We start from the raw sequence: 12394 nt of genomic DNA, 5'->3' as shown, positions 1-12394 counted from the left end.
GGCCGTCAGCGCACCCGCTCGATCAGGAGGGCCGTCGCGTTGTCGGGTGCCCCGACGTCGAGCGCGAGGTCGATCAGGGCGTCGACCACCCGCTGCGCGTCGGGCTCGTGAAGCAGCAGGCCGTGCAGCTCCTCCTCAGGCACCTCGCCCCAGACCCCGTCGCTCACGAGCAGCACCCGGCTTCCCGGCACGAGGGGGAGCGGGGCTTCCAGCGTGTGGACGTAGTGCTCCTGCGGCTGGCGCACGCTGCCCAGGGAGCGCAGCACCTTGTTGCGCTCCGGGCTGGTCGCGGCCTGCTCCGGCGTCATCATGCCGCTCGCGACCATCGCGGCGACGTAGGAGTGGTCCTGGGTCAGCTGCCGCACCTCGCCGCCCGAGGCGTGGTAGGCACGGGTGTCGCCGACGTGGCCGAGCTGCAGGGCCGCCCCCTCGATCTGAACGCCGCTGAACGCGCAGCCGCCGTCCTGCCCGCTCAGGGCCTGGAGCAGGGCGGCGTTGGCGTCCCACACCCGCGCGGCCATGTCCGGGGCGACCGAGGCCAGGAAGCCCTCGACGGCCGCGCGGCTGGCGACCTCGCCCGCGGCCATGCCGCCCATGCCGTCCGCGACGCAGGCGCGCAAGGCGGTGACCTGACCGCCCTCGGCATCAACCTGGCGCAGCACGTACCCGAAGGCGTCCTCGTTGAGCGGGCGGTCCACGTTCAGGCCCACGGTGGTGGCCGCCGTCACCCGGTAGCTCGCGGGAGCGGGCTGCTGCAGGCGCCGCAGGGCGTCCATCAGCGCGGTGGGCGTAAGCCGCTCGGGGGCCGGGGCGAGCGCCTGGTGCAGCAGTTGGGGAACGCCCGGCACCCGCAGGCCCGACAGGGCCAGCGCCGAGACGCCCTCCGACGGCAGCGGCTGACCGCTCAGCCAGCTGTAGAGCACCGCGCCCAGCAGGTAGACCCCGCTGACCGCCTGCGCGGGGCCGCCCGACTGGACTTCCGGTGGCGTGTAGCCCTCGCGCAGGAGGGGCTCGACCCCTTCCCCCACCCGCGCGACGCGCGGCGGAAAGCGCAGCCGCAGCTCGCCCGCCTCGGTCCGCAGCAGCCCACCCGGCTCCAGATCGGTGAGCACGTAGCCCTGCTTGTCCAGAGCGAAGACCAGCCGGGCCAGCTCCGTCCACAGCGGCAGCGCCTCGGCCGCGGGCAGGGGGCCGGTGACCGGCTCACCCGCCGTGTCGGTCACCAGGTAGCCGCCCTCCAGCGCCGTCCAGCGCGGCAGCAGGCGGTGGGGCGCGAGGCCTACCCAGCCCGGCGCGGGGCGCACGTAGAGCAGGCCAGGCTCGCTTCCCTCCGGCCCAGCGGCCGTGAACCAGCCGCGCCCCAGGTCCTGCCCAAGCTGAAGGCCCCCGATCACGTCGCCCTGCCGCGGCCCCGCGTCGGGCACGGTGGTGGCGTAGACCTCCTCGTCGAGGTCGTCGGAGACGGCGGCTGGCGTCACGTCCGGTGCGGCGGCCTCCCCGAACTGGAAGTCGAGGCCGGTCGAGAGAGGCGCGGCTTGCTCTTCAGGCTCCGCCGGCAGGGCGGAATCCGCCGGCGCGCCCTCCGGCACGTCTTGAACGGCCCCGGACAGGTCTGCGGGCTTGGTCACATCGAGAGGCTCAGTCATGGTCAGTCCTGGTGGAAGGTGAGCATCAGGTTGCCGAAGGCCAGCTCGTCGCCGTCGGCCAGGGGCGTGGGCTCCTGAAGACGGGGCGTGAAGCTGCTCTGGCCCGCCCGCTTGAGGTAGACGCCGTTGGTCGAGCCCAGGTCACGGACGACCCAGCGCCCGCCGTCCTGGTACAGCTCGGCGTGCCGGCGCGAGATGTGCTCGGCCCCCGGCATCCCCGACACGTCGATGTCGACCGGGCCGCTCGACGCGTCGAAGCGCCCGACCACCAGACGCTCGCCCGCCAGCGGGATGAACTCGCCGGTGGGGGCGCCGAACTTCTTGAGGGCCAGCCGCGCCGCGCCGCCCGTCACCGGGGCCGACGCATCCGGCAAGGGAGAGGCGTCCAGCGCCGTCGGCACCGCTTCGGGCGGGCTCAGGTCTGGCACCGACGTGTACGGAGGCAGGGGCGTGAGCTCAGGTGCCGGCGGCGTTTCTTCCAGCGGCATGTCCCACACGGAGGCCTCGGGAGTAGTGGTGCCGAGGGTGACCTCACTCGCGGACGAGGGGGCTTCCGGGGCGGGCGCAGCGGGCTGGGTCAGCTCGACGCCGCAGCCGTCGCAGTAGGTGGTGCCCTGAGGGTTGACGGTGCCGCAGATGGTGCAGGTAAGGGTCATGGGAATCCTTTCAGAACAGCAGAGAGGGATCAGAGGCGGCGCACGGCCCGCAGCAGGCCGAACGAGACAAGGACCGCCAGAACCGGCAGTCCGGCGAGGTACAGGGGCGCGAGGGCCGCCTGCACGCTGTAGCGGTAGGCGAGCACGCCCGCGACCAGTGGCAGCAGCAGGGGCAGTGCCCACCACACGAGGTTGCCCAGCAGGTAGCCCCCCAGCGCGCCGAGCGCTCCGCCGATCAGGTACACGGCGGCCCCGTCCCCCACCTCGGCGAGCCCGAGACCGATGCCGAGCAGTGCGCCGAGCGCGGCACCCAGCAGCCGCAACACCGTCAGCGCCGGGCGGGGCCGGGTCACCGGCGGCGGGTCAGGCGCCGGCTCGGACCAGCGGCGCAGCGGCGCGGGCACCTCCCCGGCGCTGTCGAGCCACCCCCGCCCCACCAGGGTCTGGCGCACCGGCATGGGCAAGCTCCCCGCGTGCAGGTCGCCGTCGTACAGCAGGTCGCGCAGCTGGCCTTCCGTCAGGCGTTGCGCTTGCAGGTAAGCCGTGAGGGGATCCGGGGGCGGCTTGGGCCGGGGAGGGGCGGGCTTGGGCTTCGGCTTGGGGGCCGCCGGCCGGGCCTCCGATTTCGGTGCGGGCTGGGCCGCCCCGCCGCGCAGCAGCGCCAGCAGCTCCCCGGCACTCTGGGGGCGGTCCGCGACCTTGACCGCCATCGCCGCCTCGATGGCCCGCCGCAGGCCTGCAGGCGTGCCCGCCGGCAGCGGAGGCAGCGGCGTGCCCAGCATGCGGTCGGTCGCGGCGGGCGGCATCACGCCGGTCAGCGCATGGTGCAGGGTGGCCCCCAGAGCATAGACGTCGGTGTAGGGGCCGAACTTCGCCGCGGTGCCGTACTGCTCGAGGGGCGCGTAGCCCGGCGTGACCAGCCGGGTGTGGCGGACAGTCTGGCCCGGCGCGAAGGCACGCACCGAGCCGAAATCGATCAGGACCACCCGCCCGCTCTTCTCCAGCACGATGTTGTCCGGCTTGATGTCGCGGTGCAGCAGCCCGGCCTGGTGCACTTCCGCGAGGGTCTCGGCCAGCGAGACAGCGATGCGCCCGGTCAGCGCCGCGCCCAGCGGCCCGCGCGAGGCGAGGTGCCCACCCAGGGTCTCCCCTTCGAGGAACTCCATCACGAGGTAGGCCGTGCCCGACTCCTCGAAGAAGTTCAGCACCCGCACGATGCCGGCATGGTTGAAGCTCGCCAGCACGCGGGCTTCTTCCAGGAAGCGGGCCTTGGTCTCGGCGAACTCGCGCGCACCCAGGGTGCTCGGGGCCAGCACCGTCGTCCCTCGGCGGTTCGACCCGCTGATGAACAGCTCCTTGATGGCGACGCGGTGCCCCAGCCGGGCGTCGCGGGCCTCGTAGGTGATGCCGAAGCCGCCCTGGCCCAGCACCCCGAGCACGATGTACTGACCGAGGTTGAGCCGGGTGCCGACCGGCAGGGTGACCGAGTCCGCGAGGGGCGCGCCGCAGGTCCGGCAGCTCGGCTCTCCCCCCTGCACCGGGGCCCCGCAGACGGTGCAGACCCCCATTACGCTCCAGTCATCTTCCGGATGTCCTCGTCGGAGGGCAGGTCACTGCCGCCCACCTTGATGGTCTGGGTCTTCGCCCCGATTTTGAGCGTCTTGGCGGTGCCCAGACTGATGGTCTTGGTGCTGCCGAGTTCCCCGAGCGCCCGGTCGAGGGCCTGGGTCATCGCCCCGTTGCCCAGGCGCTGGGTCATCGCGCGGGCGAGCTCCAGGGTCTTCTGGGCCTGCTGCGGGTTGGTCTGCGCCTCCCGGGTGGCCTGGGCGACCAGGCCCTCGACGTTGCGCTGCTGCACCCACTGCATGACCTCCGGATCGATGCGGGCGGCGAGGCCCTCGTCCGCCGTGAATTCCACGACCACGTCGAGGGGCGGAATCTCGCCGCGGTAGTTCGCGCCCGGCACCTCGTAGGTCACGCCGAGCTGCGCGAGGCGCATCCGCGCGGGCGGGCGCGCGGGCAGGCTGAATTCCAGGATGTAGGTGCCCCCGGCGCCCGCCTCGACATTGCCCAGCGGCAGGGGCGCGCGGGCGCGGTCGACCTCGGTCTGGGTCGGGTGCACGCGGGTGATGCGGTCGAGCACCACGTCCTTGACGGTGCGGACCGACAGCCCCACGTTGGTGACCACCTCGCTGGCCGCGTGCCTCAGGTCGCCCAGCAGCGCGGCGGGCAGCTCGGAGGCCCGCACGGCGGGCGGCTGCGGACTCTGCGTGTCGGGCACCACGTCGATGGGCTGGCCCTGGGTGCGGTCGGTGATCTGCATCAGCAGGGCGGTGTTGACCTCGTCGCCGACGCCCACCGTCGTGACCGGGACCTGCAAGCGGGCCAGGGCCTCGATCTGCTCCTGCACGACCGCCTCGTCGAAGGTCTGGCCATCGGTCAACACCACCACGCGGCGGCTGCCCACTTCCGAGGCGAGCAGGGTTGCGGCTGCGCGCATCCCCGCGCCCATGTGGGTGCCGCCCGAGTACCAGTCGAGGCGCTCGGCGGCGGCGAGCAGGCGCGCACGCTCCGAGGTGCCGGTAAAAGGCACCAGGACCTCGGCCGTGTCGTCGAACTTCACCAGGGCCAGGCGGTCTTCGGGGCGCAGCAGGTCGGAACCCATGATTCCGCGCAGGGACTCGATGACGAGGTTCATCTTCGTCTTGGCGCCGCGCACCAGCTCGTAGGTCTTGCCATCGGTCTGGTAGGTCTGACCGGTCCACTCGGTGGGCTCGGTGACGACTTCACGCATCGAACCCGAGGTGTCCACCACAAAAGCGACCGACAGCGGCGGGCGGGCTTGGCGGGCCGCTGCGCCGGGGCGCAGGGTCAGCATCAGGAAGAGTTTCTGGCCGGCAGCTTGCGCCAGCAGGTAGTCACGGTGGGGCCGAAGTTGGGCATCAAGCATGGTGTGGGTTCCTTGACCGACGAGAAAAAGGCGGTAGCTCAGCCTACGAGCTTTGGGGCCAGCCTAGGGCCGCACATGTGGCAGCGGTCTTACCGCGCAAAGTGGCGGGCGGCCCTTCCCCCACTCCTCTATAGTTGCCGGGTTGTGTCCCCTGCCCCCGTGTCCGATTTCGCTGGCTCCAAGCTCGGCTTCGCCGGGCACGAGACGTTCCCCTTCCGCTACGGCTGGCTGACCAAAGGGCTGCGCGGCGCGCAGCGGCACGCCATGTTCTTTTCGCAGCCCTCGGCGCTCGTCACCCTGGGCGTCGGCAAGAACATGGTGCAGAGCATCCGGCACTGGGGCGTCGCGACGGGCGTGCTGGAGGACATGGGCCGGGGCGAGACGGCCATCACGGTGCTGGGCGAGCAGCTGCTGGGCCGCTGGGATCCCTACCTCGAAGACGCGGGCTCGCTGTGGTGGCTGCACTGGCAGCTCGTCAACCGTCCCGAAAAGGCCGCGGCGTGGCATTACGCTTTTTTTCGCTGGACCCGGCAGGAGTTCACGCGCGGCGAACTCACCGACGCCCTGACCGAACTCGCCGAGCGGCAGCAGGCGCGCAGCAGGCGCTCGACCATCGACCGCGACATCGATTGCCTGATCCGCACCTACCTGCCCGGCAAGAGCAGCAAAAAGGGCCTGGCCGAGGAATCTTTCGACTGTCCGCTGGCCGAGCTCGGCCTGCTGCGGCCACTGCAAGACGGGGACCGGTACGCCTTCGTGATCGGGCACAAGCGGACCCTTCCCGTGCTTATCTTCGGCGCGGCGCTGCTGGAGTTCCTGGAGCGCACGCGGGGCGAGCGCCAGACCGTCGCCCTGCACGACGCGCTTTACGGCCTGGGGAGCCCGGGGCAGGCGTTCAAGCTCTCGGAGAATGCGCTGGTCGAGCTGATCGAAGCCGTGCAGGAGCAGACCGGCGGCGCCATCGAGCTGGACGACACGGCAGGCCTTAAGCAGCTGTACCTGCGGCGGTCCCTGGACCCGGCCGAGCTGCTCGCCCGTCACTACGAGGAGCAGGCGTGAGCGCCGCGTCCCTGCCCCCCGCCCCAGCTGCTGGCCCCCTGCGCTTCCTGCGCTCGGTGCGCCTGGAGCGCGACGCCCAGGCGCCGGGCGCCCTGGAAGGCTACACCCTCACCACGCAGGCCCGCGCCGTCTTGCGCCGCATGCTGGGCGCCCTGGGGCCCCAGGGCACCGAGCGCGCCTGGACCCTGACCGGCCCCTACGGCAGCGGCAAGTCCGCATTCGCGCTGTTCCTGACCCGGCTGCTGCAAGCCCCGGCTGGCGAAGGCCAGGCCCTGTTGCAGGCGGCCGATCCCATCCTGGCGGAGGAGTGGCGGCGCGGCGCGCCCCGGCCCTTCCTGCCCGTCGCCCTGACCCTGCGCCGGGCTCCCCTGGGAACGGCCTTGCTGGAAGGGTTGCAGGGGGCCGCGCTCCCCCTGCGCGGCGCGGCCGCGGACGCCTGGCGGCTGGACCTCGAACGTGCGCGGGCCCAGGGCGGCGCGCCCGACACCCGCGCACTGCTGCGGCAGTTCGAGACCCTCCAGGCGCTGGCGTCCGAGGAGGGCTACGGGGGCTTGCTGCTGGTGCTGGACGAGCTGGGCAAGGCGCTGGAGTACGCGGGCCGCTTCGAGGGCGAGGACATCTACCTGTTGCAGGAACTTGCGGAGGTGGCCGCCCGCAGTGGCGAGCGCCCCCTGCTGGTGGTCGGGGTCCTGCACCAGGCCTTCGAGCAGTACGGCGAGCACCTGATCGCCAGCGCCCGCAAGGAGTGGGCCAAGGTGCAGGGGCGCTTCGCCGACATCGCCTTCCTGGAGCCCCCCGAGCAGCAGATGCGCCTCTCGGCGCAGGCGATGGAGGCCCTGCCTACCCGCCCGGCCCGCGACCTGCTCGCGCAGGCCGCAAGCGCGGCGGAGGGCATCGCCGCGCTGGGGCAGGCCCCCCGCGCCCTGGGGGAAGAAGAGTTCCTGACGCTGGCCCGCGCGGCCGCACCTCTCCACCCCACCGTGCTGCTCGCCCTGCCGCACCTGTTCCGCCGCTTCGCGCAAAATGAGCGCTCGCTCTTCGCGTACCTGCTCAGCGGCGAGCCGCACGCGGTGCCTGACCTGTGGCCCGCCCGCGCGGCGCTGGTGCGCCTGGCGGACCTGTTCGACTACTTCGCCCTGAACCTGCTGGGCAGCCTCTCGCGCCAGGCGTTCGCGCGGCGCTGGCTGGAGGTGATCGACGCGGTCGAGCGGCACCCGGACCTGAGCGAGGTGCAGGTGCAGACCCTCAAGACGGTGGGGCTGCTGGGCGTGCTGGGAGACGTCAGCACGCTGGTGCCGAGCGCGGAACTGATCTCGCTGGCCCTGCGGGACACCCCGGATGACCCCGAGGTGGCGCGCACCTTGCAGGAACTCGAGCACCGCTCGCTGATCGTCTACCGGCGCTTCAACCGCACCTTCCGGGTGTGGGAGGGCAGTGACGTGGACATCGAGGAGCGGCTGGAAGAGGGCCGTCGCACGGTGGGGGCGCAGCTCGCCCTGTCCGAGATCCTGGAGCGGTACCTGCCCCGGCGCCCGCTGGTGGCCCGGCGGCACTCCTTCGACACGGGAGCGCTGCGCTTCTTCGAGGTCCGGTACCTCGACGAGCCGACCGACCCCGACCGCCTGACCCCCGCGGCCGGGGCTGACGGCATCCTGGTGTGCACGCTGCCGGGCAGCCCGGAACAGGGCGAGGCGTTCGCGCGTTGGGCGCAGGACGAAGCGCTGCGGGAGCGCCCCGAGCTGGTGGTGGTGGTCCCTGAGCAAATCCATTCGCTGCGTGAGGCCGCCACCGAGCTGCGCGCCCTGCACTGGTTGCGCGAGAGCACTCCGGAACTGCGCGACGACCGCGTCGCCCGGCGCGAGGTGGCCGAGCGCCTCTCGCACCTGGAGACGCTGCTGGTCACCGCCGTCGAGCAGCTGCTTGACCCGCGCCCGGCCCCGCAGGGCAGCCAGGCCGCCTACCACCACCTCGGTGAGCGGGCGCCCGCGCGGACCCCCCGGCAGGTCACGCAACTCCTGTCGGCGGCGATGGACGCCGTGTACCCGCAGTCGCCCCGCGTGCTCAACGAGCTGGTCAACCGCCGCACCCTGTCCTCGGCGGCGGCGGCCGCGCGGCGTACCCTGATCGAGCGGATGCTGACGCAGGCGGACGAACCGCTGCTGGGCATCGAGGGGTACCCGCCCGAACGCAGCATGTACGAGAGCGTTCTGCGGGCGACCGGCCTGCATGCCCCCCTCGACCCCGAGGAGGAGGAGGGCGGCTGGCAGTTCCAGGACCCCGAAGAAGGGCACCCGACGAACCTCGCGCCAGCCTGGGCGCGAATGGCCGAGCGCGTATTCGGCGCGGCGGAGCCGCTGGCCGTCGATGCCCTCTTCGCGGAGCTCGCGGCTCCGCCCTACGGCGTGACGGCAGGCCTGCAACCCGTGCTGCTCGCGGCGTTCATGCAGGCGCACCCCCACGAGATCAGCCTCTACCGGGAAGGGGCCTTTGTGCCCGAGCCGGGCATCGCGGATTTCGAGGTGCTGCTGCGCCGCCCCGAACTCTTCGCGGTCGCCGGGAGCGCCGTGCGCGGCGAGCGGGCCGACGTGCTGGTGCGCCTGGCGGCCAGCCTGAAGACGCCCGAAGCCCTGGTGCCGGTCGTGCGCCATCTCATTCGCATGGTCAAGGGCCTGCCCGACACCTCCTGGCGCACCGGTCGCCTGTCCGCCGAAGTGCTGGCCCTGCGGGGCGCCTTCGAGCGGGCCCGCAGTCCGGAGAAGCTGCTCTTCACTGACATTCCCGCCGCCTTGGGACTGCCAGCCATCGGAGACGGCCCCGGCGACCCTACGCGCACCGCCGCGTTCTTCGACGCGCTGAACGCGGCCATCCGCACCTGGGCCGCCCACGCCCCGGAGCAGACGGCGCAGGCCCGCGCCACCCTGCTGGGGGCCCTGGACTTCCCGCCCACCGATGCGGGCTGGCAGGCCCTGACCGAGCAGGCGCAGACCTTGCAGGGCCGCCCCCTGCCGGCCACCTTGGTGCCGCTGGTGGGCCGCCTGTGCAGTCCCGGCAAGCCGGAGACCGTGCTGGACGGCGTGCTCGCGCTGGTCGCGGGCCGCTCGCCGCGCTCTTGGACGGATGCAGACGCCGACCGCTTCCCCACGCAGGCGCAGGCCCTGGCCCAGACCTACAGTCTGGCGGCCCGGCAACTGGGCTACAGCAGCCCCGAGGCGGAGCGGGCCAGTGAGCGCTACGTCCAGAGCCTCAGGGCCTCGCTGGGCCTGTCCGGTGGGGGGCCGAGTATGCCCGGCAAGCACCGCGACGCCATGAAGCTCGCGCTGCTGCGGCTGCTGCAGGAACTGGACGCCGAGTAGCCCGGCTTTGGCGAAAGCGCACCGCGCTGTACAGCACATAGGTGTGGAGCACGACCTGCACAGCGGAATGCCACAGCTGGTGTCCTTCTGCGCCGCCCATGAGTCTGATCCGCAAATCTGCCAGCACGAGCAGCGGCTGCGCAGTAGATTCGGTCTGGATCATGACTCAATCACAGGCCCGTCCCACGCGCCACATCCTGTCGCTGTCCGGCGGCAAGGACAGCACGGCGCTGGCGATCTACATGCGCGACAAGGTTCCGGAGATGGAGTACATCTTCTGCGACACCGGCGAGGAATTGCCAGAGACTTACGAGTACCTTGATCGACTTGAGGCATACCTAGGCAAGCCCATAGTTCGCCTTAATCCAGACAGACCCTTTTCGCATTACTTGGACATTTATCGAGGCGTTCTACCGGACAGCCGCACCCGATGGTGCACAAGAATGCTAAAAATCAAGCCTTTTGAGAAGTATGTCGGTGATCAAGAGGCCATTAGCTACATAGCTATTCGCGCTGACGAACCTCATCGTAAAGGCTATATATCTACCAAGCCTAACCTCAAAGCAGTCTATCCTTTTATCGAAGACGGACTTATCAAGCGAGACGTCTTCAAGCTCTTGGAAGAGAGCGGGCTTGGTATTCCCGAATATTATCAGTGGCGCTCCCGATCTGGCTGCTACTTCTGCTTTTATCAGCAGCGCAGAGAATGGGTGGGACTTCTTGAAAAGCACCCAGAGCTTTACGAGAAAGCCAAAGCCTTCGAAAAGTTCGATGAAGCGACAGGTCAGAGATTTACTTGGTCTGCAGCGGAGAGCTTAGAGGAGCTTCAAAGTCCACAAAGGGTGGAGCAAATCAAGCTCTCCCAATTACGCACAAAGGACTCTACGAGCAGCGCACTCCTTGATCTCCTTGACGAGGAAGACGACACGTCTTGTCTCGTGTGCCACCTGTAATACACATGACTGGCTTGGCAACCAAAGTCCTGAACTCCACTAAAAGAGGTAGGTGGAGCGGTCGTGATAAGCCACACCAGCTCATACTTTGGCTTGCTGTCCTTGAATTGATCGAGCGCGGTCACATCCTAGAGAACAGAGTATATCTTGACGCAGAGCTGCGGCAGACCTTCTCAAGGATCTTCCAAGAGTTTGCGCTGGGGGACGATCTGCCGCAGATTGGTCCGCCTTTCTTCCATCTCCGCTCCTCTGAGATATGGCATCACGTCATAAAATCTGGGCAGGAAGAATACTACAACTCACTCACTACCTCCGGAGGAGGGACAAAAAGGCTGGAACAATCCGTTGAATACGCCCAGATAGATAGTGCAGTATTTCAAGCCCTCGCCATCTCCAACGACAGAGAGTCTTTGAGGAGAGCTATCGTGGACATCCTAACTTCAGAACAGAGAACAGCGGTGATGTCGAACGGCGCAAGAAGTGGGCCAATGTTCCACGAAAGCTTTGCACTGAACAGGCCCGCGATCGCGGCAGTCCTGCAATCCATTGGCCGTGGTGAAAGTGAAGATGCCCTCTTCTCCAGCCTGCGCAAGACAACCAATCTTGGCAACAATTACGTTAAAGCTATGCCCCGCTATGCCACCGGTTGTGGACTGCGTGAGGCAGGAAAAAATCAACTTACCCCCCTCGGCCAGCATGTGCTCGCGCATGACGCTTCCCTGTCGCTGCCCGCGACCCAGTGGTTGATGCATTACCACCTGAGTGCGCCGCATGGCCCCGGCCCGCGCTTCTGGCATGACCTGACGATGCGGCTGCCCGAACTGGGCACCAGCTTTGGCGGGGCCGAGTTGACAGAAGAAGTCGGACGCAGCGTGCAGGCCGAGCAAGGGCGAACGCTGGCCGACCGCAGCCTGCGCACGTGCGCGACGGTGTACGCGGGAACGTACCTCAATACCAAGCCGGAAGGCCTGGGGGCGTTGGGATTGCTCCGCGAGACTGCTGACGGCTACAGCCTCGGCGAGCCGGAGCCGGTGCCATTAGGCGTGCTGGCCTACGCGCTCTCGCACTATTGGGAAGGACGATACGGACATGTGCAGACTCGCAATCTCACCGACCTGTCCGAGCCGGGCGGCTTTGGCAGCCTGTTCTTCCTGAGCCAGTTCGCGCTGAACAGGTCTCTCCGGGGACTCACGAGGCGAGGTGTATTGGAGCTTTGGCAGCAAGCGCCTCCCCATCAAGTGACTCGCCCCCCCAGCCCTACTGCTCTCCTGGAAGAGATTTATGACGACTGAAGACTCACCTGGAGTGGGCGTCTCCGAAGCCGAAGCGCTGGTGCGCCGCCTGACCGGGGGCGGGCTGTATGTCAAGACGGGCCTGCTGCTGCTGCCGCGGCTCTGGCTGGGCCGCGAGAAGGAAGTGGCGGCCCGGCTGAACCTGGGGCACCTCGACTACCAGACCTGGCGCGTGGAGCGGCTCCGGCTGGGCGAGCGGCGGCTGCGCTACTCCGCAGATCGACTCATCGCGGAGCTCGACGCGATCTGCACCGAGCGGCACGAGGCGCACCATCTCCTGCTGTCCAACCTCGACCTTCCCGTGGCAGCCCTCAGCGGCGAGGAGCGCCGGAAGTTCTGGACATTCCTGCACAGCGCCTTTGCCAAGCGCCCCCGCGCCCTGCTCGCAACGTTCCCAGAGGCAGCCGAGGAACTGCTGCCGTGGGATACCGATCTTGCCCAGTGGAAAGACCAGGGCCGCCTGAGCACCTGGAATCTGTAAGGAG

Annotated in this window: 9 protein-coding genes; 5 read left to right on the top strand and 4 right to left on the bottom strand. The window is 69.5% G+C overall.

Annotated features, from left to right (window positions below; genetic code table 11):
- Positions 1-5: 5 nt before the first annotated feature.
- Genes C3K08_RS03190 through C3K08_RS03175 form a run of 4 tightly spaced genes read right to left on the bottom strand, consistent with a single transcriptional unit; the run spans position 6 to position 5252 of the window.
- Positions 6-1628, bottom strand: coding sequence for a protein phosphatase 2C domain-containing protein (locus C3K08_RS03190; RefSeq protein WP_104990001.1), 1623 nt, complete (start codon positions 1626-1628; stop codon positions 6-8).
- 20 nt (positions 1629-1648) lie between these two features.
- The gene (locus tag C3K08_RS03185; protein ID WP_104990000.1) at positions 1649-2302 is read right to left on the bottom strand and encodes an FHA domain-containing protein; all 654 of its coding nucleotides are present in this window, start codon (positions 2300-2302) and stop codon (positions 1649-1651) included.
- 29 nt (positions 2303-2331) lie between these two features.
- On the bottom strand, positions 2332-3870 hold the full coding sequence (locus C3K08_RS03180; protein ID WP_199776980.1) for a serine/threonine-protein kinase: 1539 nt from the start codon (positions 3868-3870) through the stop codon (positions 2332-2334).
- A complete protein-coding gene (locus C3K08_RS03175; protein ID WP_104989999.1) occupies positions 3870-5252 on the bottom strand; it encodes a VWA domain-containing protein in 1383 nt (460 codons plus the stop codon). Before C3K08_RS03175 ends, C3K08_RS03180 begins: the two co-directional genes overlap by 1 nt.
- A gap of 159 nt (positions 5253-5411) precedes the next feature.
- On the opposite strand from C3K08_RS03175, the gene C3K08_RS03170 reads away from it, so the two are divergent.
- From C3K08_RS03170 to C3K08_RS03150, 5 genes are all read left to right on the top strand, one after another.
- Positions 5412-6311 carry a DUF4007 family protein gene (locus tag C3K08_RS03170; RefSeq protein ID WP_199776979.1) on the top strand — a complete coding sequence of 300 codons (900 nt, stop codon included), beginning with the start codon at positions 5412-5414 and terminating at the stop codon, positions 6309-6311.
- On the top strand, positions 6308-9664 hold the full coding sequence (locus C3K08_RS03165) for a hypothetical protein (protein WP_104989997.1): 3357 nt from the start codon (positions 6308-6310) through the stop codon (positions 9662-9664). The genes C3K08_RS03170 and C3K08_RS03165 overlap by 4 nt, the downstream gene beginning before the upstream one ends.
- 98 nt (positions 9665-9762) lie before the next feature.
- A complete protein-coding gene (locus tag C3K08_RS03160) occupies positions 9763-10617 on the top strand; it encodes a phosphoadenosine phosphosulfate reductase family protein (protein WP_199776978.1) in 855 nt (284 codons plus the stop codon).
- 14 nt (positions 10618-10631) lie between these two features.
- Positions 10632-11909, top strand: coding sequence for a DUF4007 family protein (locus tag C3K08_RS03155; protein WP_158679836.1), 1278 nt, complete (start codon positions 10632-10634; stop codon positions 11907-11909).
- The gene (locus C3K08_RS03150; RefSeq protein ID WP_158679835.1) at positions 11899-12390 is read left to right on the top strand and encodes a hypothetical protein; all 492 of its coding nucleotides are present in this window, start codon (positions 11899-11901) and stop codon (positions 12388-12390) included. Before C3K08_RS03155 ends, C3K08_RS03150 begins: the two co-directional genes overlap by 11 nt.
- The last annotated feature ends 4 nt before the right edge of the window (positions 12391-12394 follow it).

Origin of the sequence: Deinococcus sp. NW-56 (assembly GCF_002953415.1) — a bacterium.
In the GTDB taxonomy this organism is placed as follows: Bacteria; Deinococcota; Deinococci; order Deinococcales; family Deinococcaceae; genus Deinococcus.
Note: the sequence above shows the minus strand (reverse complement) of the source record. Positions and strands in the feature narration are given on the sequence as shown.

Coding starts and splice junctions, on each gene's coding strand:
- C3K08_RS03185 (WP_104990000.1), bottom strand. CDS start 2,302: ATGACCCTTACCTGCACCATCTGCGGCACCGTCAACCCTCAGGGCACC.
- C3K08_RS03180 (WP_199776980.1), bottom strand. CDS start 3,870: ATGGGGGTCTGCACCGTCTGCGGGGCCCCGGTGCAGGGGGGAGAGCCG.
- C3K08_RS03175 (WP_104989999.1), bottom strand. CDS start 5,252: ATGCTTGATGCCCAACTTCGGCCCCACCGTGACTACCTGCTGGCGCAA.
- C3K08_RS03160 (WP_199776978.1), top strand. CDS start 9,763: ATGAGTCTGATCCGCAAATCTGCCAGCACGAGCAGCGGCTGCGCAGTA.
- C3K08_RS03150 (WP_158679835.1), top strand. CDS start 11,899: ATGACGACTGAAGACTCACCTGGAGTGGGCGTCTCCGAAGCCGAAGCG.